Origin of the sequence: Kitasatospora aureofaciens (genome assembly GCF_019192735.1) — a bacterium.
Classification (GTDB): domain Bacteria; phylum Actinomycetota; class Actinomycetes; order Streptomycetales; family Streptomycetaceae; genus Kitasatospora; species Kitasatospora aureofaciens_A.
This window is the reverse complement of record NZ_JAHTKP010000088.1, coordinates 1-26,333: the sequence shown is the minus strand read 5'-3', so window position 1 is coordinate 26,333 and position 26,333 is coordinate 1. Positions and strand designations below refer to the sequence as shown.

20 protein-coding genes are annotated in these 26,333 nt (G+C 72.0%); 15 read left to right on the top strand and 5 right to left on the bottom strand.

Features of this window, described 5'->3' with window-relative positions:
* Positions 1–113 precede the first annotated feature (113 nt).
* The 3 genes from KV557_RS44280 to eccE form a co-directional block, all read right to left on the bottom strand.
* Positions 114–551 (bottom strand): hypothetical protein, encoded by a 438-nt coding sequence (locus KV557_RS44280; protein WP_218206355.1) that lies wholly within the window; start codon positions 549–551, stop codon positions 114–116.
* A 152-nt stretch (positions 552–703) separates the two neighbouring features.
* Positions 704–1,456 carry a hypothetical protein gene (locus tag KV557_RS38370; protein WP_218206353.1) on the bottom strand — a complete coding sequence of 251 codons (753 nt, stop codon included), beginning with the start codon at positions 1,454–1,456 and terminating at the stop codon, positions 704–706.
* Positions 1,456–2,769, bottom strand: coding sequence for a type VII secretion protein EccE (gene eccE / locus KV557_RS38365; RefSeq protein ID WP_218206351.1), 1,314 nt, complete (start codon positions 2,767–2,769; stop codon positions 1,456–1,458). Before eccE ends, KV557_RS38370 begins: the two co-directional genes overlap by 1 nt.
* A 184-nt stretch (positions 2,770–2,953) precedes the next feature.
* On the opposite strand from eccE, the gene KV557_RS38360 reads away from it, so the two are divergent.
* The 6 genes from KV557_RS38360 to KV557_RS38335 all read left to right on the top strand — a co-directional run bounded on the left by KV557_RS38360 (position 2,954) and on the right by KV557_RS38335 (position 8,835).
* Positions 2,954–4,651, top strand: coding sequence for a type VII secretion protein EccB (locus KV557_RS38360; protein WP_218206349.1), 1,698 nt, complete (start codon positions 2,954–2,956; stop codon positions 4,649–4,651).
* A gap of 193 nt (positions 4,652–4,844) precedes the next feature.
* Positions 4,845–5,144 (top strand): WXG100 family type VII secretion target, encoded by a 300-nt coding sequence (locus KV557_RS38355; RefSeq protein ID WP_218206347.1) that lies wholly within the window; start codon positions 4,845–4,847, stop codon positions 5,142–5,144.
* Positions 5,145–5,239: 95 nt separating this feature from the next.
* Positions 5,240–5,533: a WXG100 family type VII secretion target gene (locus KV557_RS38350; RefSeq protein WP_218206344.1), complete on the top strand. Its 294-nt coding sequence runs from the start codon at positions 5,240–5,242 to the stop codon at positions 5,531–5,533.
* A 108-nt stretch (positions 5,534–5,641) separates the two neighbouring features.
* Entirely contained in the window at positions 5,642–6,871 is a 1,230-nt protein-coding gene (mycP, locus tag KV557_RS38345; protein ID WP_218206342.1) for a type VII secretion-associated serine protease mycosin, read from the top strand.
* 107 nt (positions 6,872–6,978) lie between these two features.
* Positions 6,979–7,521 (top strand): SigE family RNA polymerase sigma factor, encoded by a 543-nt coding sequence (locus KV557_RS38340; protein WP_218206340.1) that lies wholly within the window; start codon positions 6,979–6,981, stop codon positions 7,519–7,521.
* A gap of 39 nt (positions 7,522–7,560) precedes the next feature.
* On the top strand, positions 7,561–8,835 hold the full coding sequence (locus KV557_RS38335) for a hypothetical protein (RefSeq protein ID WP_218206338.1): 1,275 nt from the start codon (positions 7,561–7,563) through the stop codon (positions 8,833–8,835).
* 73 nt (positions 8,836–8,908) lie between these two features.
* On the opposite strand, the gene KV557_RS38330 is transcribed toward KV557_RS38335, so the two are convergent.
* Both KV557_RS38330 and eccCa read right to left on the bottom strand, forming a co-directional pair.
* The gene (locus KV557_RS38330) at positions 8,909–10,315 is read right to left on the bottom strand and encodes an APC family permease (RefSeq protein WP_218206337.1); all 1,407 of its coding nucleotides are present in this window, start codon (positions 10,313–10,315) and stop codon (positions 8,909–8,911) included.
* Positions 10,316–10,801: 486 nt separating this feature from the next.
* On the bottom strand, positions 10,802–14,746 hold the full coding sequence (gene eccCa, locus KV557_RS38325) for a type VII secretion protein EccCa (RefSeq protein WP_218206357.1): 3,945 nt from the start codon (positions 14,744–14,746) through the stop codon (positions 10,802–10,804).
* Positions 14,747–15,000: 254 nt separating this feature from the next.
* Between eccCa and eccD the strand changes: the two genes are divergently transcribed.
* The 9 genes from eccD to KV557_RS38280 all read left to right on the top strand — a co-directional run bounded on the left by eccD (position 15,001) and on the right by KV557_RS38280 (position 26,023).
* Entirely contained in the window at positions 15,001–16,452 is a 1,452-nt protein-coding gene (gene eccD / locus KV557_RS38320; protein WP_218206334.1) for a type VII secretion integral membrane protein EccD, read from the top strand.
* A 175-nt stretch (positions 16,453–16,627) separates the two neighbouring features.
* Entirely contained in the window at positions 16,628–16,918 is a 291-nt protein-coding gene (gene rpsO / locus KV557_RS38315; RefSeq protein ID WP_030245440.1) for a 30S ribosomal protein S15, read from the top strand.
* Positions 16,919–17,374: 456 nt separating this feature from the next.
* Entirely contained in the window at positions 17,375–19,582 is a 2,208-nt protein-coding gene (locus tag KV557_RS38310) for a polyribonucleotide nucleotidyltransferase (RefSeq protein ID WP_218206332.1), read from the top strand.
* A gap of 119 nt (positions 19,583–19,701) precedes the next feature.
* Positions 19,702–21,054, top strand: coding sequence for a M16 family metallopeptidase (locus KV557_RS38305; RefSeq protein WP_308130274.1), 1,353 nt, complete (start codon positions 19,702–19,704; stop codon positions 21,052–21,054).
* Between the two features lie 13 nt (positions 21,055–21,067).
* Positions 21,068–21,835, top strand: a complete 768-nt coding sequence (gene dapB / locus KV557_RS38300; protein WP_218206328.1) for a 4-hydroxy-tetrahydrodipicolinate reductase — start codon at positions 21,068–21,070, stop codon at positions 21,833–21,835.
* A 7-nt stretch (positions 21,836–21,842) separates the two neighbouring features.
* On the top strand, positions 21,843–22,301 hold the full coding sequence (locus KV557_RS38295; protein ID WP_218206326.1) for a hypothetical protein: 459 nt from the start codon (positions 21,843–21,845) through the stop codon (positions 22,299–22,301).
* Complete coding sequence (gene thyX / locus KV557_RS38290) at positions 22,298–23,029, top strand: FAD-dependent thymidylate synthase (protein ID WP_218206325.1); 732 nt, start codon at positions 22,298–22,300, stop codon at positions 23,027–23,029. The genes KV557_RS38295 and thyX overlap by 4 nt, the downstream gene beginning before the upstream one ends.
* A 237-nt stretch (positions 23,030–23,266) precedes the next feature.
* Positions 23,267–24,166: a 4-hydroxy-tetrahydrodipicolinate synthase gene (gene dapA / locus KV557_RS38285; RefSeq protein WP_218206323.1), complete on the top strand. Its 900-nt coding sequence runs from the start codon at positions 23,267–23,269 to the stop codon at positions 24,164–24,166.
* A gap of 171 nt (positions 24,167–24,337) precedes the next feature.
* Complete coding sequence (locus KV557_RS38280; RefSeq protein WP_218206322.1) at positions 24,338–26,023, top strand: ribonuclease J; 1,686 nt, start codon at positions 24,338–24,340, stop codon at positions 26,021–26,023.
* Positions 26,024–26,333: the final 310 nt, after the last annotated feature.

The window sequence follows — 26,333 nt, the reverse complement described above, 5'->3', positions numbered from 1 at the left end:
GCAGTGAGATCTGGTCCTCCCCAGCGATCTCGGCCGCCGATCGGCCGGCGAGCAACGCGCACAGCACATGTTGCTCACGGGGGGTCAGGGCGGAGAACCGTCGTGCTTCCTGCTCACGCTCCCGGAGTGGCGGCCGGGCCAGGGGCGGGCTGCTGGTGCGCGGCCGGGGCCGCCGGGGGCCAGCCCGGGGCGACGGCCGGCGGCTGCTCGTGCGGAGTCGGGGTCGGCGCGGGGAACGGGGCGTGCGGGGCCTGGGCCGGGTCGGGTGCGGGCAGGGTCGGGGGCTGCTCGTGCGGCGCCGGGGTGGTCGGCGCAGGCTGCTCGGCGGCACGGGCGGGCACGGGCGCCGGCAGCGGGGCGGGCTCGCTCATCGGAGCGGGAGCGTGGGCGGGGTTCGACGCAGGGGGCGGCATGACGGCCGGAGCCGGGGCCGCCGGGGCGTCCGTCTGCACGTACCAGGACGGGGGAGTGTAGTCGGGCGCGTCGGACCAATCGTCGTCGTCCTCCGCCGCGTTGTCGCCGACGTAGACGCCGTCCCGATCGCTGCTCACTAGGGCTCCCTCGTGTTCGCCGCCGCTTGTTCAGCGGTGCCGTTGCCGCCTCACAGACTAGGCCGTGCGGCACGCCTCGTTGAAGGCGGAGTCCGATCCCGGCCGGACACCCGCACCCCTCACCGGCCTCGCGCCGACCAGGTCAGCCCGCGTCAGTCCACCCGGCGCGGCCCGCCCAGGACCTGCTGCTCGGCCGGTCCTGCCACGGCCCGAACGTACTGACGGCGCATCCGGGTCGTCCAGAGCGTCAGGTCGTCGCCGAGGCCCGGCAGCGCGGCGACGTCCTCCGGTGGGAGCGAGAGCACCCGGCCGAGCAGGTCGGCCTCCTGCGGCTGCACCCGCTGCACCCCCACCAGGTCGGCGGCGTTGACGAGCCGGACGGCCTCCGGGACGAGCCAGGGCAGCACGGTCAGGGTGGTCTGCCAGGGCGCGGCGGAGAGGCGGCTGCGCGGCGGACGGGCGGTGAGGTCGCGCACCACCAGCACCGGCGAGGTCACCGAGGCGCCCTGCGGGCCGAGCCGGCCGGCCGCGTGGACGGTCACACAGGGCTGCCCGCCGCCCGCGGCCTGCGCCATCGGGCCCCATGCCTGGGCGCGGGCGGTCTCCACCGCGACCCGGGCGCCGACCGAGGCCGCCCGCAGCGCGATGAGCTGCGCCGTCCACAATCCGCCGACCAGCACCAGGTCGTACGCGCCGGGCCGGAACAGGCCGAGGACGGCAGGCAGGCCCTGCGGGTCGACGCCGATCACCACGCCGTCGTCGCCGACCGGGAAGGCCGGCGCCGCCAGGTCCTCGGCGGCCAGCACGTGCTTCTCCCGGCGTGGCCCGCGCAGGCCGAAACCGGGCAGGACCCGGGGCCGGGACCGGGGCTGCGGGGCGGGCACGGGTCGGGTCGGGTGGGGCATCAGGCGGTTCCTCCGAGGGGCAGGGTGGCGAGGACGCCCGGGGCCTGCTCCGAGTCCAGCCGGGTCAGGCCGAGTCCGGCGCCCTGGGCACGGGCCTCCACCTGGCGGCCGGCCTCGGCGGCCTCGCTCTCGCTGCGTCCGGTCACCCGCAGGTGGCCGCTGACGGTGACCGAGCCGCCGGTGCCGTGGCCGGCGGTGAGGCTGAAGGTGCTGGCCAGCGCGGGCGCGCCGGTGATCAGGTTGACCAGGTCGGGGGCGGTGGTCCGGCCGAGCTGCGGCCAGCGGGAGATCCAGTAGGTGCTGTGCCAGCGGTCGTCGATCCGCCAGTACCGGCGGCCCTCCTGCGTGCGGCGGGTGGTGCCGGCGCCGCCGCCGGTGCCCTGGCGGCCGGTCACCGCGAGGGGGTTGGCGCAGGTGGCGATGGCGAGGGCGGCGATCAGCTCGCGTTCGTCCAGGACGGTCGCGTGGAACCCGGCGCTGTTGAGCCGCCCGGCGAGCTGGTCGGTCACGCGCTGGAGCGCCCTGCGGGCACCCTCCTCGCCGCCGCCGCGGGCCCGGACGGCGGTGGCGGCGCGCTCCGGGTCGAGCTTGAGCGCCACCCAGGTGAGCCGCAGGCCCGGGGTGGCGGCGCCGCCGGGCAGTTCGCGGTAGGCACGGGCGGCGAGCGACTGCTCGGGCAGGTGCGGGGCCGGGGCCGGCTGGGTGTGCTGCACCAACTGGACGGACTCCAGGGTGATGTCGTCCACCCGCAGCGCCGAGCAGACGACGTCCAGCGGCAGCGGCAGCGCGGTGCGCACCGGGCGCAGCGGCTGGTCCTTGGCCTGGACGAGCAGCACCGAGCTGAGGAAGGTGCCGTCGCCGATCATGCCGGTCTCCCGGCGCATCGGCCGGCCGCCGAGGTCGGCCTCGGTGGCGTGCGTGCAGGTGCGCAGGGCCGGTTCGAGTTCCAGCGCGGGGGCGAGGGCCGGGTCGGTGCCGGCCGGGGGCAGGGCGGAACCGGCCTGCCGGCGGCGGGACTTGAGGGCGGCACGCACCAGCAGTGTCTCGGGGACGGTCCGGCCGCGCAGCGGGACGACGGCGAGGACGACCAGGACGAGGGCGACGACGCCGAGGCCGGCGGCGACCGTCCGGCTGATCGTCCAGCCGACCGCGACGAGCGCCACCGCGACCTCGACCAGCACGAGTTGCTGCAGCTTCAGCCGCCCGCCGAGCAGCCCGGGCCTGGGATGGACGCGGACCGGAACGGGCCCGGCGGCGGGCGACCCCCCGCCCCGGGCCGTGCCGCGGCGTCCTGGAGCGGTCTGGCTTGGCATCCCCCGGGTGACCCTCTCTGATCGGTTGCCACGGCGATCGGTTGCCACGGCCCGCTGGCTCGCGCACGGACCGTACCCGTACCGTACTCACCGTCTGCTGCCGCATCGTAGAGGGTTCGAGCACGTTCCCGCCCGGCGATCGCGGACTCGGGGGCAGGTCGGTCGGACAGGGGAGACGACGAACATGGCATCGCGCCGGGACGAGCTGAACGCCTACACCTTCGCGCGCAGGCGGACGGTGGGGGCCTTCCTGATGCCGGGCGGCGGGGGCAGCGACGAGGACGCGCCGCGCCCGGTGAAAGCGGTGCTGCCGAGCCTGGTCGTGGGGGCGGTGATCGTCGGCGGCTTCGGCGTGTGGGGGGTGTTCAGGCCGAGCGCGCCGCTGAACTGGGACGACGGCAGGAACGTGATCCAGGGCAAGACGTCGACCACCCGGTACGTCGTCCTCACCGACCCGGACGGACATACGAAGCGGCTGCACCAGGTGCTGAACATGTCCTCGGCACGGCTGGTGCTGCCGGTCGACGCCAAGGTGGTGGTCGTCGACGACGACGTGCTCGACCGCTACCCCCACCACGGGCCGACGATCGGCATCCCGTACGCGCCGGACAAGCTGCCCGGCAAGGACAACGCGGGCCGGCCGATGAAGTGGTCGGTGTGCGACCGCCCGGGCTCGGACGACAAGCAGGAGACCGTCAACCAGGCGGTGTTCGTGGCCGCGGGCGCGGACGCCGGGGCACTGGAGGCCAAGGGCCGGATGCTCGGCCAGGACCAGCTGATGCTGGTGCAGCAGGCCGACGACCAGCAGGTCAGCGCCTCGCCCGCGCAGGGCCGGCCGGCCGGCGGGCCGAGTGACGCGCGGATCTTCCTGGTCGACGCGCAGGGCCGCCGGCACGCGATCGGCTCCCCGCAGGCGGACGACCGGGAGAAGAAGTCGCTGATCACCGCGGTCTTCGGGCCGAACGCCGTGCCGCAGCCGGTCAAGCGCGAGTGGCTGGACACCCTGGTGACCGGCAGCGCCGTCGTCTTCCCGCCGATCGACGGGGTGGCGGACAGCCAGGCCGCCAACTCCTCGGTGGCGCTGGAGAACCAGGCCGACCGCCGGATCGGCCGGCTGGTGCACTACCAGGACCGCAACTACGTCGTCGGCCGGGACCGGCTCTTCCTGGTGACGCCGTTCCAGGCCGAGCTGATCCGGCAGAACCCGGCCTACCAGGTGCTCTACAGGTACGACGCGGACAAGAAGCCCCGCAACGACGAGATGACCCCGGCCGACCACGCGAGCTTCGGCACCGGCAACCCGCTGCCGAACGCGGGCGACGGCGACTGGCCGCTCAAGTCCGGTGCACCGGTGAACAACTGGCAGGACCGGCAGGACGCACGCAAGGTCGTGTGCAGCACCTTCGACGGCATGGCCGAGGACGGCCGCACCCCCAGGCGCAGCGTCTGGGCCGGTCCGGAGTTCCCGGCGCAGTACAACAACGGCGCGGGCGCGGCGTACGTGACGCCCGGTCACGGCCTGTTCTACCGCGCGCTGGACAACGGCACGGGCGGTTCCGGTACCGACTACCTGATCACCGAGACGGGCCTGCGCTACTCAGTGCCGGCCAACGGCGACGGCGGCCGGGGCGCGACGGCCTCTCCCTCGGCGCAGCCGGGCCAGAGCAGTGCCCCCAAGTCGCCGGCACCCCAGCCGAGTACATCCCAGCCGGGCACTCCCGCGTCGGAGCAGCCCCAGCAGCCCGACGAGCCCGGCGGCAACCAGGCGCGGCTGGGCTACCAGGGCCTCCAGCCGCTGCCCGTGCCGCACGAGTGGTCGGACCTGGTGCCGGCCGGCCCGCCGCTGAGCGCGAAGGGCGCCGTGCAGCAGCAGAACGCCTGATCGACCGGACGTCCCAAGGGAGTTGGAGCGGCTGCCGGGGTCCGTGTCATGGTCTGGTAACTACTCAGCGTTCGGTGTTGGGTGAGATGCGTATGCCGACTACAGTGCTCCTGGACATCACAGGGGTGATGGACGGGGTGGGCCGGACGGCCCGCCGATCACACAATGTTTGCCCGATGGGGGACGGTGGAGCATGGGTCAGTTCAAGATGACCGCCCAGGAGATGCTGGCATTCGCCAAGCGGATCGAGGAGGCCATCGGCAAGATCGCCCAGGAGCGCACCAAGCTCAACGGCACGATGGACGGCATCGCCGGCGGCTGGCAGGGGCAGGCGGCCGACGCCTACAAGAAGCTGCAGCACCAGTACAACGAGGACATCGACAAGCTCAACGAGTCGCTCCGGGCCATCAAGGACGCGATCGAGCTGACGACCAAGCACTACGCGGCCACCGAGGCGCAGCAGCAGCAGCAGTTCACCGGCGTCCAGAGCTGATCACCGGACTGATCGCGCACTGATCGCGCACTGATCACCGCACTGATCACCGCACCGCTCGCCGAACTGCCTCGCATCCTCGACAGGGAGACATCGTGACCGACCACATCCTCGTGAACTTCCAGACCGTCCACAGCGCCGCCGAGGAGGTCAAGGCCGCCGCCGCCCGCATCAACCAACTGCTGGAGGACCTCAAGGGCGACGTCACCAAGATCTCCGGGAGCTGGGAGGGCGCGGCCCAGCAGGGCTACCGCGCCCACCAGGCGCAGTGGGACGCCAAGGCCGCCGACCTCCAGCAGGTCTGCGCGCAGATCGCCGGCTCCCTGGAGGCGGCCGCGCTGAGCTACAAGAGCACCGAGGACAAGAACGCCAACCTCTGGCAGCACTGACCGGCGTTCCCTCGGGGAACGCGTGGGGCGGGTGCCCGGATCCCGGGCGCCCGCCCCTGTCACGTGGGTACGGCGCAGGTACGGGTGGACGACGTGAGGGGTGGCAGGGTGTCCGCACGCGGGTACCGGAGGACGGCCGCGGCGCTGGCCGCGTTCGCGGTGCTGGCCGGTCCGCTCGCCGCCCCGGCGCACGCCGACGGCCCCGGCATTGCCGCCGCCGGCGACTGCCCGGCCACCGCGCCCGACGTGCAGGTGGTGCCGTGGGCGCTGCAACGGCTGCTGCTCGACGAACTCTGGCAGCACGGCCGGACCACCGGCGCGGGCGTCACCGTCGCGGTCATCGACACCGGCGCGGACGACCGGAACCCGCAGCTCGCCGGCAAGGTCCTGGACGGCGGCAGCCTGCTGCGCAACCGGGAGACCAAGGAACTGGTCGCCGGTGGCGGCAAGGACGACCCGGTCGGCCACGGCACCAAGGTCGCCGGCATCATCGCCGCCGCCCGCTCCGACCGGACCGGCTTCGTCGGGCTCGCGCCGGACGCCAGGATCCTGTCGATCCGCCAGAACGACAGCGAGGGCAACGGCGACGTCGCCACGCTCGCCGACGCCGTCAACCAGGCCGTCCGGGGCGGCGCCAAGGTCATCAACATCTCCCAGGACGTCCGCGGCGCCGGCACCACCGGCTTCACCGGCTACCCCGAGCTGAAGGCCGCCATCGAGGCCGCCGAGGCGAACCGGGTCGTGGTGGTCGCCTCGACCGGCAACGACGGCAAGGAGGGCGACACCTACCCGGGCGCCTTCCCCACCGTGCTCGCCGTCGGCGCCTCCGACCGCAACAACGAGCGCGCCCCGTTCTCCCAGTACGGCGACTTCGTGAAGGTGGCCGCGCCCGGCGTCGACATGCTCTCCACCGTCCCCCGCGGCGGCCAGTGTGTCGACAACGGCACCAGCTTCGCCGCCCCGTACGTCTCGGGGCTGGCCGCGCTGCTGGTCGGCGCGCACCCCGGGTGGAGTCCCGCGCAGGTGCGGGCTTGGATCGAGCAGACCGCGCAGCGCACCGAGCACGGCCCGAACCGCTTCATCGGCTGGGGCGTGGTGGACCCGGTGAAGGCCGTCACCCAGGCCCCGGACGACCCGCGGGCCACGGCCGAGCCGAACCCGTCCGTTCGGCTCGCCGCCGCCCCGATCGTGCCCCGCCCGGTCGGCCTCGGCGAGACCCAGGCCGACCGCGACCGCCGCACCGCGACCTACGTGCTCGGCGTCGGCGCCCTGCTCGTCGCGCTGCTCGTCGGCGGCGGTGTCGTCCTGCGCGACCACCGGCGACGCGCCACCGACTGACCGGACGACCCGCCCCCGGAAACCCGTCCCGACCCGGCTGTAACATCCCGCGCCGCCCACCGCATCCAAGAGGTGTCAGCGACCACGAGCGACGGGGGACAGCGCACATGAGGCGGATCGGGTGCGGCCGGGAGGCCAAGGACGCGGAGTTCCTGGAACTCGTGTCCAGCCGGACCGGCCACCTGTACCGTTCGGCCTGCCTGCTGACCAGCGGCGACACCCACCACGCCGAGGACCTCGTCCAGGAGGCCCTCAGCCGGATGTACGTCCTCTGGCGGCGCAGCGCCTGGACCGGCGGCCGGCACCGGATCGACAACCCGGCGGCCTACGTCCACACCGTCATGGTGCGGACCTTCCTCGCCCAGCAGCGCCGCCGCTCCAGCACCGAGCGCCCCACCGGCGACCTGCCCGAGCCCGAGGGCCGCGAGTCCGACAGCACGCTGCGGCTGACCCTCCTCGACGCGCTCGGTCGGATGCCGGCCAAGGACCGCGCGGTGCTGGTCCTGCGCTACTGGGAGGACCGCAGCGTCGAGGAGACCGCCGAGGTGCTGCGCGCCTCCTCCGGCGCCGTCCGCACCCGCACCACCCGGGCCCTGGCCCGGCTGCGCACCCTGCTCGGCGACTCACTGGCCGAGCTGGTCGCCCGCTGAGCACTCTTCCGACACCTGCCTAGGAGACGGTGATCACCCATGTCCGAACCGGACAAGTTCGAGGACGATCTGCTCTACGCCATGACCCGCACGGGTGAGGGCTTCCGCACCGAGCAGGGCGAGCTGGTGGCCGGCGGCCTGGTCCGCGGCCGCCGCCGCTGGCGCCGGCGGTCCGCCGCCGCCGTGGTGAGCGGCGCCGCCGCGCTCGCCCTGGTCGGCACTGGCGCGTTCTACCTCTCCGGCTCCACCGGCGCCTCCCCGGTGGCCTCCGCCACGATCGGCGCCGCTGCCGCCCCGACGGCGACCGGCACCACCGGCACCGCCACCCCGACCGCCGCGCAGTCCTCGGCGGCGGCCCCGATCAGCGGCGGCGAGGTGCTGGCCACCTTCCAGGCCCTGCTGCCCAAGGGCCAGGTGACCGACGCCAAGGGGACCGGCACGGACAAGGACGGCGGCAGGACCGCGTACGCCAACCTGGTCTTCGACGACGGCCAGGGCAAGTCGCTGATGGGCCTCTCGATCCAGAAGCACCGCAAGGGCCAGTCGCAGCCGCGCACCTGCCCGGCGGACCTCAAGCTCGCCTCGCTCGACTCCTGCGCCACCACCACTTTGCCGGACGGTTCCCAGCTCGTACTCAGCCAGGGCTACGAGTACCCGAACCACCGGGCCACCACCAAGGAGTGGTTCGCCTCGCTGATCCGTCCGGACGGCGGGGAGATCTTCCTCAGCGAGTGGAACTCGGCGCAGGAGAAGGGCGCCCCCGACAGCCGCCCCGACCCGGCGCTCACGCTGGACCAGCTGAAGGCGATCGTGACCGACAAGTCCTGGGACCGGGTCGTCGCCGCGGTCAAGTACGACGGGGTCGACCCGGCGGTGGAGGACCCGGGCCTGACACCGGAGGAGAAGCAGGCGACCCTGGCCAAGCTGCTGCCCGCCGGCTTCCAGGTGGCCTCGGCCCGCAACGCCAACGGCAACGTCACCACGTACCAGGTGACCGGTGGGCAGACCAGCGGCGGGCTGATCGTGCGGGTCGACTACTGGGGGAGGCCGTACGACGACAAGGACCTGCAGCAGCGGGCCGAGAAGGATCGCCAGGCGATGTTCAAGGACGCGACCACCCTGCCCGACGGCACCAAGGTCGCGGTTGCTGCTGCGGATCAGGTCAACCCGAAGGCCTCGCCCGCGCGGGTGGAGGTGCTGCGACCGGACGGCCTGCACGTCCAGGTCGTCAACGGGCCCGGGGACAAGCCGCTGTTCACGCTCGACCAGCTGAAGGCGATCGCCACCAGCCCGGAGTGGAAGCTGAAGAAGTGACCGTCAGCTGAACACGGCAGTGCCCCGGGCGAGGGGGAGCCCGGGGCACTGCACTGCGGGGGAGGGGTGGGGGTCAGGCCTGCTGCTGGTCCTCGGGGAGGCTGATCACCCAGCGGGTGTCCTGCCGGGGGCGCAGGTAGAACAGCCAGTAGAGGGTGGCGGCGGCGGTGATGCCGCCGGTCCAGAGCAGGGGCTCGGTGTCCAGCTGGGTCATGACGTAGACCAGGACGGCGATCAGGACCACTGGGACGGCCGGCCACAGCGGCATCCGCCAGGCGGCGGCGTGCTTGTGGTGGGCGCGGCGGGAGAGCAGCGCGGCGACGGCGACCAGCAGGTACATCGCGGTGACGGCGACGCCGGTGATGTTGCTGAGCAGCTGGCCCTTGACGAAGCAGAGCGCGGCGCCGGGCAGGCCGACCGCCAGGGTGGCGATCCACGGGGAGCCGAACCGGCCGAGGGTGCCGAAGGCCTTGTTGACCGGCTCGGGCCAGGCCTTGTCACGGGCGGAGGCGAACAGCACCCGGGAGTTCTGGATGACCATGACGATGCCGGCGTTGATGATGGCCAGCGCGATGCAGAGGCTGATGAACGTGCCGACCGCCGAGTTGCTCCAGGCGGTGACCATGCCGGAGATGTCGCCGGAGGCCAGGGTCTGCAGGTCGGGGGCGCCCACGGTGATGGCGGCGACCGGGATCAGGATGATGGCGGTCGAGAGGCCGAGCGTCCAGAGCACGGTGCGCGAGACCGTACGGCGGGGGTTCTCCAGTTCCTCGGAGAGGTAGACGGCGGTGGAGAAGCCCTGGGTGACGAAGAGGGCGATGCCGAGCGCGCCGATGATGGCGCCGATACCGACCGTGCTCGTGGCTCCGCCGTCCCCGGCGACCACACCGTGCAGCAGGCTGGGGTGGTCCGGGTTGGTGTGGGAGAAGCCGAGCACCGAGACGACGCCGGCCGCGACGACCTCCAGCACCAGGAAGATGCCGGTGATCCAGGCGTTGGCGCGCAGGTCCAGCAGGCCGGCCAGGGTGGCGGCCAGCATCACCGCGGCGCCCGCGATGGGCTTGTCGACGTGCAGGACCGGCGCGAGGTAGTCGGCGGTGCCGAGCGCGATGACCGACGGGACGATCATCACCACGATCAGCGACTGGACGAAGACCAGCCAGCCGGCCAGCCGTCCGGCCAGCGTGCCGACCATCGCGTACTCGCCGCCGGCGCTGGGGATCAGGGTGCCGAGTTCGGAGTAGCAGAAGGCGACCGCGATGCAGAGCACCGAGCCGATCGCGATGGCCAGGGCGGTGGCGCTGCCGATGGTGGAGAGCAGCTGCGGCACGATCACGAAGAGCGTGGACGCCGGGGTGACGCAGGACAGCGTGAGGAGCGTGCCCCCCACGACGCCGATCGAGCGCTTGAGCTGCTGGGGGGCGGCGGTTTCGCCCGCAGTGGGGGCTACGGGGAGTGGCGGGCGAAGCGTGTCGGTCATGTGGCTTCCGATCGGCTCTGTGCGGTCCTGGAGTGGGAGCGGTATCGCCTCCGCTGTGCTGGCTGCTCGGGTTCTGGTCCGGTCGCTCCCGGGCCGCAATGGAACCTTGGGCGTATTGACTGCGTCAACGCCGGAACTGCTGCGGAATCCGTTGCGGGAGAGCGCATAAACATGCGATCCGATGATCACGTACGGTCATTGTGGCGTTTGTCCGAGTTGTTACCTCTGCCGCGTCGCACTTGAATCCAAGGTAAACAGAGTGTTGAAAGCACGCTTTCGAAGGCTGTGCTCGGATCGGACGCCGGTACGCCCAGGTGCCCCCGTGAGGCCCTCGCAATCCCCGGACGGGGTACGGGAACCGCAGCCCCGCGCCGGAAAGATCTAGGTAACGTTTCAGCACCTGGGACGCGGAAGGGTCGGGCTCCGGCGAGCCCGACCCCTTCGATCACCCTCCGTAGTGGATTTCCGGGTGGCCGGCCGTGCGGCTCACACCTCCGGCAGCCAGCCCGTCTGGACCGTCTGCCCGCTGGTGGCCCGCCGCGACACGTACAGCCCGCGGCCCGGCGGCAGCGGCTGCGGCTTGACCGTCCCCAGCAGCACGCCCTCGTCCCGGTTCCCGGACAGGATCACGCCCTGCCCGCCCAGCTCCCGCATCCGCTGCATCATCGGCTCGTACAGCGACCGGCCGGCGCCGCCCGCGCTGCGCGCGACGATCACCCGCAGGCCGATGTCCCGGGCGAACGGCAGGAACTCGGCCAGTGGCGCCAGCGGATTGCCCGAACCCGTCGCGACCAGCTCGTAGTCGTCCACGATCACGAACATGTCCTTGCCGCTGTACCAGCTGCGGTTGCGCAGCTGCTCGGCGGTCACGTCCGGCCCGGGCAGGCGGCGCGAGCAGGCCCCGCGCAGCATGTCGACGATCGGCGACAAAGCGTTCTGCGTCGCCGCATACCCCGCCAGGTACCCCGACGGGACGGTGTCCAGCAGCGCGCGCCGGTAGTCGCCGACCACGATGCCCGCCTGGTCAGGGGTGTACCGCTCGGTGATCTGCTTGACCAGCATCCGCAGCAGCGCCGACTTCCCGGACTGGGTGTCCCCGAAGACGATGAACAGCGGGTCGGTCTCGAAGTTCACGAAGACCGGCGCCAGCTCCGCCTCGTCCACGCCGAAGGCCACCCCGCGCTCCGGGTGCTCGAAGCCCTTCGGCAGCGTGCACCCGTCGAGGACGGCGGGCAGCATCCGCACCTCCGGTGCGCGCGGTCCCGTCCAGGCCGAGTCGACGGCGGAGACCAGGCCGGCCACCCCGTCCTGGAGGTCGTCCACCGCGGACGAGCCGTCCAGCCGGGGCAGGCCGGACAGGAAGTGCAGCCGCTCCGGGGTGACGCCGCGCCCGGCCAGCGCCGGGACGTTCTGTGCGAGCCGGCGGTCGACCTCGGACTCCATCGAGTCGCCGAGCTTGAGCTCGGTGCGGTTCTGCAGCAGGTCCTTGAGCGCCGGGCGCACCTCCGCGTACCGGGCCGCCGTGATGACGAGGTGGACGCCGTAGCCGAGGCCGCGCTGGGCGATGTCCCCGATGACCGGCTCCAGGACCTCGAACTCCTGCTTGAAGGTGTTCCAGCCGTCGATCACCAGGAACACGTCGCCGAACGCCTCGTCGGGCAGCTGCCCGGCGGCCCGGCGGGCCCGGTACGTCGCGATGGTGTCGATCCCGGCGGTCCGGAACAGCTCCTCGCGCCGGTTCAGCACCCCGTGCACCTCGGAGACCATCCGGCGCACCTTGTCGACGTCCAGGCGCCCGGCCACCCCGCCGACGTGCGGCAGCCCGGCCAGCGACCGGAAGCTGCCCGCGCCGAAGTCCAGCAGGTAGAACTGCACCTCCCGCGGGGTGTGGGTGAGGCCGAACGAGGTGACCGCGGTGCGTACCACCGTCGACTTGCCCGAGAGCGGGCCGCCCACGATCAGGCCGTGGCCGGCCGCCCCCGCGAAGTCGAGCTCCAGGATGTCGGTCTTCTGCTCGCGCGGCTTGTCGACGACGCCGATCGGCACCCGCAGCCGGCCCACCGGGTACCCCGGCGCGGTCAGCCCGCGCTCCGGCACCACCTGCAGCGGCGGCAGCAGCTGGTCCAGGCTCGGCGCGGCGTCCAGCGGCGGCAGCCACACCTGGTGCGCGGCCGGGCCCTGGCCCGCCATCCGCTGCACGAACACGTCCAGCACGGTGTCGACCAGGGCGTCGTCCTGCTCCACCGGCTGCGCCGCGGCCTCCTGCGCGGCCGGCTCCGGCACCTCGACCTCGGCCGCGGTGAACTCAACCGGCCGCGCGCCCGTCCGCTGCCCGCCGGTGGACCGCTGCTGCCCCGGCGCCCGGTAGGGCCCGGAGACGTACGCGGCCTTGAACCGCTCCAGCACGTCGTCACCGATCTTGAGGTAGCCGACGCCCGGCACCGGCGGCAGGTGGTACGCGTCCGGCACGCCGATCGCCGCCCGTGACTCGGCCGCCGAGAAGGTGCGCAGGCCGATCCGGTAGGAGAGATAGGTGTCCAGGCCGCGCAGCTTGCCCTCCTCCAGGCGCTGCGAGGCCAGCAGCAGATGAACTCCGAGGGACCGGCCGATCCGGCCGATCTGGATGAACATCTCGATGAAGTCCGGCTTGGCGGTGAGGAGTTCGGAGAACTCGTCGATGATCAGAACCAGCGAGGGCAGCGGGTCCAGGGCCGCGCCGGCCGCCCGGGCCCGCTCGTACTCGTGGATGTTGACGTAGTTGCCGGCCCGGTGCAGCAGCTCCTGGCGGCGGTGCAGCTCGCCCTCGATCGCGTCCCGCATGCGGTCGACCAGGGTGAGCTCGCCCTCCAGGTTGGTGATCACCGCGGAGGTGTGCGGCATGTCCGCCATGCCGGCGAAGGTGGCCCCGCCCTTGAAGTCGGCGAGGACGAAGTTCAGCATCTCCGAGGAGTGTGTCATCGCCAGCGCCAGCACCAGGGTGCGCAGCAGCTCCGACTTCCCGGAGCCGGTCGCGCCGACGCACAGGCCGTGCGGGCCCATGCCCTCCAGCGCGGCCTCCTTGATGTCCAGGTACACGTGCTCGCCGTTGGCGCCGACGCCGATCGGCACGCGCAGCCGCTCGTGCTGGGCGCGCGGGCGCCAGCTGCGGGTGACGTCGAAGGAGCCCGGGTCGCCGGCGCCCATCAGCTCGGTGAAGTCGAGGTTGGACAGCAACGGTTCGTCGTCGCCGCCGGCCGAGATCCGGTAGGGCGCCAACTGCCGTGCCAGCGCCTCGGACTGCCAGATCGACAGCAGGTCCGGCGTGCCGGTGTAGGTCGCCCCGGAGGCCGCGTGCAGCACCAGCTCGGTCGGGCGGACGGTCACCATCAGGTGCCCGCTCGGCTCGTCCAGCTCGCCCGGGACGACCTCGATGACGGTCACCCCCTGCACGCCCTCCGGGCTCGCGAGCAGCGAGTCGTGCGGCACCGCGGCGCCGTCCATCACCACCACGAGGTGCGGCTGGTCCGGCGGCGCCGCCGCGTCGCGGACGAACCGCTGGCGGCCGGAGAGTTCCTCCTGGAGCAGGTACTCCAGCTCGCCCAGGCCGGTGGCGGTCAGCCGGCGCGAACCCGCGCCGTCGGTCTCCTTGCGGTGCTGGTTGTGCGGGAGCCACTTGGTCCACTCCCACTCCCCGGCCGCGCCCGGCGCCGCCGCGACCGCCACCAGCAGGTCGTCCGGCGAGTGCAGGGTGGTCAACTGGGCGATCATCGCGCGCACGTTGCCGTACACCGAGTCCGGGTCGCCGCACACCGTGACGTGGTAGAAGGCGCGCAGCGACACCGCGAGCGGCAGGTCCTGGAGCGTGCCGTGCGCGCTCAGGAAGGAGTGCATGGCGGCCGCCGACAGCGGCTCCAGCTCGTCCATCGGCGCGGTCTGCGGCGCCACCAGCGGGGTGGACAGCTGCACCGGCCCGAGGCCCACCCGGATCTGCGCGAAGTCGGCGTCCCCGGTACGGCGTTCCCACAGCCGCCGGCCGTCCGCGACGATCGACCACAGCTGGTCCGGCGCCGGGTTCAGGAACAGCAGGGCGCCGCGCTGGCGCTCCGCGGTGCGGCGGACTCGCCGGCGCATCTGCTGCAAGTACTTGAGGTAGTCGCGCCGGGCGTCGGAGGTCGCGCTGGAGCCGCCGCGGCGGGCCCGGACGATCTGCGCCAGCACCATGCCGACCGTCGAGGCGATCATCAGACCGCCCATGATCCTCATCGGGGCCTGGGCGTTGGGCGCGAAGAAGAACACCGCCGAGCCGCCCATGCCGAGCATCGGCAGGATGCTCATCATCCAGTCCTCGCCGCCCTGCCGGGGCAGCTCCGGCGGGCTGACCAGCTCCACCGGCTCGTCCGGCACCGCCGGCGGATACGCCCTGGCCGGGCGCTTGACCATGATCACACCCACGTCGTCCCCCACCCCGAGGCGTTGATCGCTGACTACGGCCATCAGGCCGCGCCGATCCTACTGGTCGCACCCGCACGCTCCGCCAGTCCCAATGCTCCCACCGGACCCAGCCGCCGACGGGACCGGGTGCGAACCGAGCGGGTAGGGTAACGCCGCGCCAACTCGCGGGCGCGCCGGGCGGGTTCGCCGCGGCATCGTGGAACAAGGCCGAACAAGGGGGAACGCCCAGTGCGTGGAACGACCGAGGTGGGCGGATGAACACCATCACCACCGGCTTCTGCCGGGTCACCGTCGTCACCCCGGACCGCCGGATCGACGTCGCCCTGCCCGAGGACGTCCCGCTCGCGGACGTCTACCCCGAGGTCCTGCGACTGGCCCGGGCGACCCAGCCCGACGGCACCCCCACCGGCTTCCACCTGGTCCGCCGGGACGGCACCGTCCTCGACAGCAGCCTGTCGCTGGCCGCCCAGCAGATCCGCGACGGCGAGCTGCTCGCGCTTCGCCCGTTCGCCGAGTCCCTCCCGCCGGCCGTCTACGACGACGTCGCCGACGCGATCGCCGGCGCCGTCATGGCGGACCGGCGGTTCTGGAGCCCCGAGCTCATGCGGGCCTTCGGCCTGACCGGCGCCACCGTGCTGCTGACGCTGCTCGCTTTCGCCCTCTGGTTCTCCGCCCTGCGCCACGACATGCACGGCCTGCCCGGCATCCTGGCCGGCGTCACCGCCGTCGTCCTCACCGCCCTGGCCGGCGTCCGCGCCCGGGTCTACCGGGACGCGCAGGCCGCGCTCGCCCTCGGCCTCGGCGCGCTGCCGCACGCCATGATCGCCGGCAGCGGCGTCCTCGCCGTCACCCATCCGGGGGACGGCCCCGGCCGGCTGCAGTTCCTGGTCGGCTGCGTCACCGCCCTGGTGACCGCCGTCCTGCTGGTCGGCCTGCTGCCCGAGCGCGACGCGGTGTTCGTCGCCGCCGCCCTGGTCGCCACGGCCGGCGCGCTCGCCGCCTTTGCCGCCGTCCTGCTGCCCGGCACCCCGGCCGGCCACATCGCCGCCGTCACCGGCGTCGCTGCCGTCGCCGCGATCGGCTTCCTCCCCGGGCTGTCCGCCCGCTTCGCCCGGCTGCCCGTCGGCTTCAGCGCCCCCGGCCAGGCCCGCACCCGCAGCCGCGGTTCCGAGGAGGAGGGCCGCGACGAGACCGTCCAGTACGAGCGGATCGCCCAGCAGGCCCGCCGCGGCCACGAGGTCCTGGTCGGCCTGGTCGGCGGCTGCGCCGCGGTCGCCGTCGGCGCCTGCACGGTGCTCGGCTTCACCGACGGGGTGTTCCCCGAACTCCTCGCACTCGCGATCGGCCTCGCCACCATGCTGCGGGCCCGGCTGTTCCGCTACACCGCGCAGGTCCTCGGCCTCACCGTCGCCGGGCTGCTCGGCCTCTCGCTGCTGGTCGTCGGCCTGTCGCTGCACACCCCGCGGTTCATCCGCACCGCCGCCGGCGCCACCGACGTCGACCTGCGCACCGTCTGGCTGGCCTGCGCCATCGCCCTCGGCGCCGCGGTGCTCACCGCGATCGCCCTGGTGGTGCCCCGGCTCGGCGTCTCCCCCTTCTGGGGGCGCATCCTGGACCTGGTCGACGGCCTCACCCTGATCACCCTCGTCCCGCTGGCCCTCGCCGTCCTGGACGTCTACCGCCTGGTGCGCGGAGCGACCGGCTGAGCACCCGCCGACCGGCCGGGTGGGCGGCGCTGGTACCCTTGGCCTTCGAGCGCAGCCGTGTGTCCACCCGCAGGGCCGGAGACAGCAGGCGGCGCCCGCGTTACGACACCGAGTTCTCGCAGAGTCCTGTGCCGTAGACCAGGACCGCTCGGTATCACCTCGTAAGGAGTTCGCAGTGGCTCTCGCCTCTGACGTCAAGAAGCAGATCATCGCCGAGTTCGGCCAGAAGGAGGGCGACACCGGCTCCCCCGAGGTTCAGGTGGCCATGCTCTCGCGCCGCATCTCGGACCTGACCGAGCACCTCAAGCTCCACAAGCACGACCACCACTCGCGTCGTGGTCTGCTGATCCTGGTCGGCCAGCGCCGCCGCCTGCTGCAGTACCTGGCCAAGAAGGACATCGAGCGTTTCCGTACGCTCGTCGACCGCCTGGGCATCCGCCGCGGTGCCGCCGGCGGCGCCCGCTGAGAACGCCGCTCGGGGCGGCTCCCCACACCGGGGAGCCGCCCCTCGCGCGTATGCCGCGGCAGCTGAGCCGCGGCGCCCGGACATAACAACTCGCGCGCACCTCCCCAGGTGGCCGAGGATTGCACCGTAGGGTTGTGGGCATGCCGGGTGATGGCGCACCAGCGCGCCACCCGGGCAGAAAGACCCGAACCCCCCGCGGGCCGAAGGCTTCAAACGGAAGCCGCCCGCATCCGAGAGAGCGTCCAGACGCGGACCGCCCGTCCCGGCCCGGCAGCCGTGAGGCGCCGGTCCTCGGTAGTGGCCCCCGGAAGCCCCGCAGTCGAGCGGGGCGCCCCGGAGGCTTCGATCGAAGACCGGCCCGACTGCCGCCCTCCCTGACAGGAGGGCTCAGGGCCAACCGGCAGGCAATGCGCGGGGACGCTCTCCCGGAGACGTACGAAAGAGGAGATCTTCCAGGTGGAAGAGAACGTGTTCTACGCCGAGGCCGTCATCGACAACGGCTCCTTCGGCACCCGTACCATCCGCTTCGAGACCGGCCGCCTGGCCCGTCAGGCCGGCGGCTCCGCCGTGGCCTACCTGGACGACGACACCATGGTGCTGTCGGCCACCAGCGCGTCCAAGCAGCCGAAGGAGCACTTCGACTTCTTCCCGCTGACCGTGGACGTCGAGGAGCGGATGTACGCCGCGGGCCGCATCCCCGGCTCGTTCTTCCGTCGCGAGGGCCGGCCCTCCGAGGACGCGATCCTCACCTGCCGCCTGATCGACCGCCCGCTGCGCCCGTCCTTCGTCAAGGGCCTGCGCAACGAGGTCCAGGTCGTCTGCACCATCATGGCGCTCAACCCGGACCACCTGTACGACGTGGTGGCCATCAACGCCGCCTCCGCCTCCACCCAGCTGGCGGGCCTGCCGTTCTCCGGCCCGATCGGCGGCGTTCGCGTCGCGCTGATCAACGGCCAGTGGGTGGCCTTCCCGACCCACAGCGAGCTGGAGTCGGCCGTCTTCGACATGGTCGTCGCCGGTCGCGTCCTGCCGGACGGCGACGTCGCGATCATGATGGTCGAGGCCGAGGCCACCGACAAGACCATCAAGCTGGTCGCCGACGGCGCCGAGGCCCCGACCGAGGACGTCGTCGCCGCCGGTCTCGATGCCGCCAAGCCGTTCATCAAGGTCCTCTGCGCCGCCCAGTCGCAGCTGGCCGCCCAGGCCGCCAAGCCGACCGGCGAGTTCCCGGTCTTCCTGGACTACCAGGACGACGTGCTCGCCGCGCTGACCGCCGCCGTCAAGGACGAGCTGGCCCAGGCCCTCACCATCGCGGGCAAGCAGGAGCGCAACAACGAGCTGGACCGCGTCAAGGCGCTGGCCGCCGAGAAGCTGCTCCCCGAGTTCGAGGGCCGCGAGAAGGAGATCAGCGCCGCCTACAACGCGCTGACCAAGAAGATCGTCCGCGAGCGCGTCATCAAGGACAAGGTCCGCATCGACGGCCGCGGCGTCACCGACATCCGCACCCTGGCCGCCGAGGTCGAGGCCATCCCGCGCGTCCACGGCTCGGCCCTGTTCGAGCGCGGCGAGACCCAGATCCTGGGTGTCACCACGCTGAACATGCTGCGCATGGAGCAGCAGCTCGACACGCTCTCCCCGGAGACGCGTCGCCGCTACATGCACAACTACAACTTCCCGCCGTACTCGGTCGGCGAGACCGGCCGCGTGGGCTCGCCCAAGCGCCGCGAGATCGGCCACGGCGCGCTGGCGGAGCGGGCGATCATCCCGGTCCTGCCGTCCCGCGAGGAGTTCCCGTACGCCATCCGCCAGGTCTCCGAGGCGCTCGGCTCCAACGGCTCGACCTCGATGGGCTCGGTCTGCGCCTCCACCATGTCGCTGCTGAACGCCGGTGTGCCGCTGAAGGCCGCCGTCGCCGGTATCGCCATGGGCCTGATCTCCCAGGAGATCGACGGTGAGACCCACTACGTCGCGCTGACCGACATCCTCGGCGCCGAGGACGCGTACGGCGACATGGACTTCAAGGTCGCCGGTACCCGCAACTTCATCACCGCCCTCCAGCTGGACACCAAGCTGAACGGCATCCCGGCGTCGGTGCTCGCCGCCGCGCTGAAGCAGGCCCGCGACGCCCGCATGCACATCCTCGACGTGATGAACGAGGCGATCGACACTCCGGACGAGATGTCGCAGTACGCCCCGCGCATCATCACCATCAAGATCCCGGTGGACAAGATCGGTGAGGTCATCGGCCCCAAGGGCAAGATGATCAACCAGATCCAGGAGGACACCGGCGCCGAGATCACGATCGAGGACGACGGCACCATCTACATCGGTGCCTCCGACGGCCCGGCCGCCGAGGCCGCCCGCACCACGATCAACCAGATCGCCAACCCGACCATGCCGGAGGTCGGCGAGCGCTACCTGGGCACCGTGGTCAAGACCACGACCTTCGGCGCGTTCGTGTCGCTCATGCCGGGCAAGGACGGCCTGCTGCACATCTCGCAGATCCGCAAGCTGGCCGGCGGCAAGCGCGTCGAGAACGTCGAGGACGTCCTCGGCGTCGGCGCCAAGGTCCAGGTCGAGATCGCCGAGATCGACCCGCGCGGCAAGCTCTCCCTCATCCCGGTCATCGAGGGCGAGGAGGGCGGCGAGGCCGCTTCCGAGTGAAGCGCCGCTAGCTGACCCCTTGCGGCCCGTACGCCTCCCGGCGTGCGGGCCGCACCCTGTTGTCCACGCGTTCGTCCGTACGTTCTTTCCCGCGTGCGTTTCCTCTGGAGGTACCCCCCGTGGCCCAGGCCCCGGCGGTAAAGCAGCGCCCCGGCACCACCCGGACCCTGCTCAAGGGCGTCGACGGCGCCGGCACGGTGCGCCGCACCGTCCTCCCCGGCGGCCTGCGGGTCGTCACCGAGACCCTGCCGACGGTGCGCTCCGCGACCTTCGGCATCTGGGTCGGCGTCGGCTCGCGGGACGAGACCCCGCAGCTCAACGGCGCCACCCACTACCTGGAGCACCTGCTCTTCAAGGGCACCGAGCGGCGCAGCGCGCTGGACATCTCGGCCGCCCTGGACGCGGTCGGCGGCGAGATGAACGCCTTCACCGCGAAGGAGAACACCTGCTACTACGCCCGGGTGCTGGACACCGACCTGCCGCTGGCCATCGACGTGGTCTGCGACATGCTCACCGGCTCGCTGATCCGCACCGAGGACGTGGAGGCCGAACGCGGCGTCATCCTCGAAGAGATGGCGATGGCCGAGGACGACCCGGGCGACGTGGTGCACGACCTGTTCGCCAAGGTGATCTACGGCAGCGGCCCGCTCGGCCGCCCGATCCTCGGCACCCAGGAGACCATCAGGACGCTCACCCGGGACCAGGTCGCCGGCTTCTACCACCGCCGCTACCGCCCCGAGCACCTGGTCGTCGCCGCGGCCGGCAACCTCGACCACCGCAAGGTCGTCAAGCAGGTCGAGCAGGCGTTCGCGCCGCTGCTGGCCCGCTCCGACGCGGCCCCCGCCGAGGCCCGGCGCGGCGTCAAGGCGCTGCGGACGGCCGGCAAGATCGAGGTGCTCAACCGCGCCACCGAGCAGGCTCACCTGGTGCTGGGCGTGCCCGGCGTGCCGCGGCACGACGAGCGCCGCTGGGCGATGGGCGTGCTCAACGCGGCCCTCGGCGGCGGGATGAGCTCCCGGCTGTTCCAGGAGATCCGCGAGAAGCGCGGCCTGGCGTACTCGGTGTACTCGTACTCCTCGTCCTACGCGGACAGCGGCCTGTTCGGCATCTACGCCGGCTGCCAGCCCAAGCGGGTCGAGGAGGTGCTGCGGATCTGCCGCGCGGAGCTGGCCAAGGTGGTCGCCGAGGGCATCACCGAGGAGGAACTGCACCGCGCGATCGGCCAGATCTCCGGCTCCACCGTGCTCGGCATGGAGGACACCGGGTCGCTGATGAACCGGATCGGCAAGGCCGAGCTCAGCTACGGGCACCACCTGTCGGTGGACGACATGCTGGAGCGGATCGCGGCCGTGACCCTGGACGACGTCCGGGCGGTGGCCCGTGATGTGCTGGGCGCGTACCGGCCGTCGCTGGCGCTGATCGGCCCGGTCAACGACAAGCGGGCCGCCAAGCTCGCCGATCTGCTGGTGTGAGAGGAACTTCGCTATGACGCTGCGTGTCGCCGTGATCGGCGCCAAGGGACGGATCGGCTCCGAGGCGGTCAAGGCCGTCGAGGCCGCTCCGGACATGGAGCTGGTGGCCACCCTCGGTCGTGGGTCCAGGCTGGAGGAGCTGACCGAGGCCGGGGCGCAGGTCGCCGTCGAGCTGACCCACCCGGACTCGGTGATGGGCAACCTGGACTACTGCGTCCACAACGGCATCCACGTGGTCACCGGCACCACCGGCTGGGACGACCTGCGGCTGGGCGAGCTGGAGGGCTGGCTCGTCCCGGCCGAGGCCACCGGCCTGCCGCCGCTGCCGGTGGGCGTCCTGATCGCGCCGAACTTCTCGATCGGCGCGATCCTCGGCATGAAGTTCGCCCAGACCGCCGCCCGGTACTTCGAGTCGGTCGAGGTGGTCGAGCTGCACCACGACCGCAAGGCCGACGCCCCCAGCGGCACCGCCACCCGCACCGCCCAGCTGATCGCCGCCGCCCGCGCCGAGGCCGGCCGCCCGCCGCAGCAGGACCCGACCACCCACAGCCTGCCCGGTGCGCGCGGCGCCGACGTGGACGGGGTGCCGGTGCACGCCGTCCGGCTGCGCGGCCTGCTCGCCCACCAGCAGGTGATGTTCGGTGACACCGGCGAGACGCTCACCATCCGGCACGACTCGCTGCACCACAGCAGCTTCATGCCGGGCATCCTGCTGGGCGTCCGCAAGGTCGTCGACCACCCGGGGCTGACCTTCGGCCTCGAAAACTTCCTGGACCTGTGAGCCCCGAATGACCTCTCGTACCGGCTTCTTCGTCCTCGCCGGCGTGCTGCTGCTGGTCGCGCTGATCTGCGTGGGCGAGGGCGTGCAGCTCATCGCCACCGGCAAGCCGCTCGGCATCGGCATCGGGTTCTGCGCCTTCGTCATCCCGCTGATCGGCGTCTGGTTCCTGCGCCAGACCGTCCGCTTCGGACGGGCCAGCGAGCAGCTCGCCCGCGAGCTGGAGGCCGAGGGCGGCCTGCCGGTGGACGAGCTGAAGCGCAGCAAGGGCGGGCGGATCGACCGGGCCTCGGCCGACGCGGTGTTCGCCCGCCGGCAGACCGAGGCGGAGGCAGCTCCGGGCGACTGGCGGGTCTGGTTCCGGCTGGCGGTGGCGTACGCCGACGCCGGTGACACCCCGCGCGCCCGCAAGACCATGCAGCACGCCATCCGGCTGCACAGCACCGAACCCGCAAGGAGTAACGCGTGAGCGACGATACGACGGCCCCCCGGTTCCGCAGCGACGTCACGGTGGAGCTGGTCCGCAGTGCCGCCGCCGACTCGGACGTCATCTGGGCGGCCCGCGTCTCGACCGCGGGGGAGCAGTCCCTGGAGGCGGTCCAGCAGGACCCGGAGAAGTCCAAGGGCCTGATCAACTTCCTGATGCGCGACCGGCACGGCACCCCGTTCGAGCACAACTCGATGACCTTCTTCATCAGCGCGCCGATCTTCGTCTTCCGCGAGTTCCACCGGCACCGCAGCGGCTGGTCGTACAACGAGGAGTCCGGCCGCTACCGCGAGCTGGAGCCGGTGTTCTACGTGCCGGCCGAGGACCGCAAGCTGGTCCAGCAGGGCCGTCCGGGCCGCTACGAGTTCGTCGAGGGCAGCCCGGAGCAGCACAAGACCACCACCGAGGCGATGGAGGCCGCGTACCGCGAGGCGTACGCCCGCTACCAGGAGATGCTGGCGGCCGGGGTGGCGCGCGAGGTGGCCCGCGCGGTGCTGCCGGTCGGCCTGTTCTCCTCGATGTACGCGACCTGCAACTCCCGTTCGCTGATGCACTTCCTGTCGCTGCGGACCAAGCGGGAGAACTCGGCGGTGCCGTCCTTCCCGCAGCGCGAGATCGAGATGGTCGCCGAGCAGATGGAGGAGCAGTGGGCGCGGCTCATGCCGCTCACCCATGCGGCCTTCGAGAAGCACGGCCGGGTCGCCCCCTGACCTGGCACGATGAGCATATGGGCAGGGTGTCTGGCATGTCTGGATTGCGGCTTTTCCAGCCCCTCCCTACATTCGTGAACACGGATTCCGGTGCTGCCTGAACCCCCGAGCAGACAGCACCGGAATCCCATTCACCGCCGTGTCGCCGCCCGTTTCGGCCGCTCAGCGCGCCGGCCCCTGTCCGAACCCTGGACCGGTGTGGGTACCGCCCCACCGCCTACGAGTAGCTTTGGACGCATGGCTCCGACCTCCACCCCCCAGACGCCGTTCGGCCGGGTGCTGACCGCGATGGTCACCCCGTTCACCGCCGACGGCGGACTCGACCTCGACGGCGCCCAGCGCCTCGCCACGCACCTCGTCGACGCCGGCAACGACGGTCTCGTCGTCAACGGCACCACCGGCGAGTCCCCGACCACCAGCGACGCCGAGAAGGCCCAGCTCGTCCGCGCCGTGGTGGAGGCGGTCGGGGACCGCGCCCACGTGGTGGCCGGGGTCGGCACCAACGACACCCACCACAGCGCCGGGCTGGCCCGCCAGGCCGAGGCCGCCGGAGCACACGGCCTGCTGGTCGTCACGCCGTACTACAGCAAGCCCCCGCAGGAGGGCCTGTACCGGCACACCGTGCACATCGCCGACGCCACCGGGCTGCCGGTCATGCTGTACGACATCCCGGGCCGCAGCGGCGTCGCGCTGAGCCACGAGACGCTGGTCCGCCTCGGCGAGCACCCGCGGATCGTCGCCAACAAGGACGCCAAGGGCGACCTCGGCGCGGCCGCCTGGGCCATCGCCCGGTCCGACCTTGCCTGGTACTCCGGGGACGACATCCTGAACCTGCCGCTGCTGTCGGTCGGAGCCGTCGGCGTGGTCAGCGTCGTCGGGCACGTCGTCGCCGGCGAGCTGCGGGCGATGATCGAGGCGTACCTGTCCGGCGATGTGGCCAAGGCCACGGCGATCCACCAGAGCCTGCTCCCGGTGTTCACCGGTATGTTCCGCACCCAGGGCGTGATCCTCGCCAAGGCCGCGCTGGGCCTCCAGGGGTTGCCGGCCGGCCCGCTGCGGCTGCCGCTGATCGGCGCGACGCCCGAGGAGATCGCGCAATTGAAGAAGGATCTCGCCGCAGGCGGGGTACACCTGTAACAGACACGGACGTGCGCGCCCCGGCTCGCCGGACCCTCACGGGCCCGCCGCTGGACCGGACCGAAGGCGCGAGAGCACAGACCCAGTAGGAAGAACGACACTGAGTACGCACGCCATATGTCTCCAGGGGGAGGACCCCGGGCATATGGCGTGCGTCGTGAGGAGAGTCTTTTGAGTCACCCGCATCCCGAACTCGGCGCGCCCCCCGCTCTGAAGGAGGGCGCCCTCCGCATCACTCCGCTCGGCGGCCTCGGCGAGATCGGCCGCAACATGACGGTGCTCGAATTCGGGGACCGCATCCTGATCGTCGACTGCGGCGTCCTCTTCCCCGAGGACGAGCAGCCCGGCGTGGACCTGATCCTCCCGGACTTCAGCTACATCCGGGACCGCCTCGACAAGGTCGACGGCATCGTCCTCACCCACGGGCACGAGGACCACATCGGAGCCGTCCCGTTCCTCCTGCGGGAGAACCCGGACATCCCGCTGATCGGCTCCAAGCTGACCCTCGCCCTGATCGAGGCCAAGCTCGTCGAGCACCGCATCCGGCCGTACGTGCTGGAGGTCAAGGAGGGCGAGCGCGAGCGCATCGGCCCCTTCGACTGCGAGTTCATCGCGGTCAACCACTCCATCCCGGACGCGCTGGCCGTGGCCATCCGCACCCCCGCCGGCATGGTCGTCGCCACCGGCGACTTCAAGATGGACCAGCTGCCGCTCGACGGCCGCCTCACCGACCTGCCGACCTTCGCCAAGCTGGCCGAGGAGGGCATGGACCTGCTGCTGGTGGACTCCACCAATGCCGAGGTCCCCGGCTTCATCCCGCACGAGCGGGACATCTCGGCCGCGCTGCGAAACGTTTTCGCGAACGCCGACCGGCGCATCATCGTCGCCTCCTTCGCCAGCCACGTGCACCGCATCCAGCAGGTGCTGGACGCCGCGCACGAGTACGGCAGGAAGGTCGCCTTCGTCGGCCGATCGATGGTCCGCAACATGGGCATCGCCCGCGACCTCGGCTACCTGAAGGTCCCCGGCAACCTGGTCGTGGACGTCAAGGTGCTCGACGACCTGCCCGAGAAGGAGGTCGTGCTGATCTGCACCGGCTCGCAGGGCGAGCCGATGGCGGCGCTGTCCCGGATGGCCAACCGCGACCACCAGATCCGCATCGTCGAGGGCGACACCGTCGTCCTCGCCTCCTCGCTGATCCCGGGCAACGAGAACGCCGTCTACCGCGTGATCAACGGCCTGACCCGCTGGGGCGCCAAGGTCGTGCACAAGGGCAACGCCAAGGTGCACGTCTCCGGCCACGCCTCGGCCGGCGAGCTGCTGTACTTCTTCAACATCTGCAAGCCGCGCAACCTGATGCCGGTGCACGGCGAATGGCGCCACCTGCGGGCCGCCGCCGAGCTGGGCGTCGCCACCGGTGTGCCGCGCAACCGCGTGGTCATCGCGGAGGACGGCGTCTGCGTCGACCTGGAGAACGGCGTCGCCCGGATCGTCGGCAAGGTGCAGGCCGGCTACGTCTACGTGGACGGCGCCTCGGTCGGTGACATCACCGAGGCCTCGCTGAAGGACCGCAGGATCCTCGGCGAGGAGGGCTTCATCTCCGTCTTCGTCGCGGTGGACTCCACGAACGGCAAGATCGTGGGCGGCCTGACCATCCAGGCCCGCGGCTCCGGCATCGAGGACAGCGCGTTCGTGCCGGTCGTCGCCAAGCTCCAGGAGGCCCTGGACCGCTCGGCGAGCGACGGCGTCCTGGAGCCCCGCCAGGTCCAGCAGCTCGTCCGCCGGACCATCGGCAAGTGGGTGGCGGACAACTACCGCCGCCGGCCGATGATCCTGCCGGTCGTCGTCGAGGTCTGAGCCTCCTGAGGCTGGTTTGACGTGGGGCAGCCCGGTGCGTAATGTTCTCCGGGTTGCCCCACGGGACGGCCCCGCAGGAAGTTCTCGAATCTGAATTCGAGAAGGACTGCGGAAAACGGCCCGAGAAACTCTGATAGAGTTCGGGAGCGCCGAAAGGCAAAAGCCGGTCGGATGAATGAAACTCCGGAAAACGGAGCGGAAAACATCTGATAAGCTGGAAACACGAAAGAACGAAGCGCCCGGAGGGCCCGCTGGAAGGCGGTCCGAAGGAAGTGTCCGTTCCTTGAGAACTCAACAGCGTGCCAAAAGT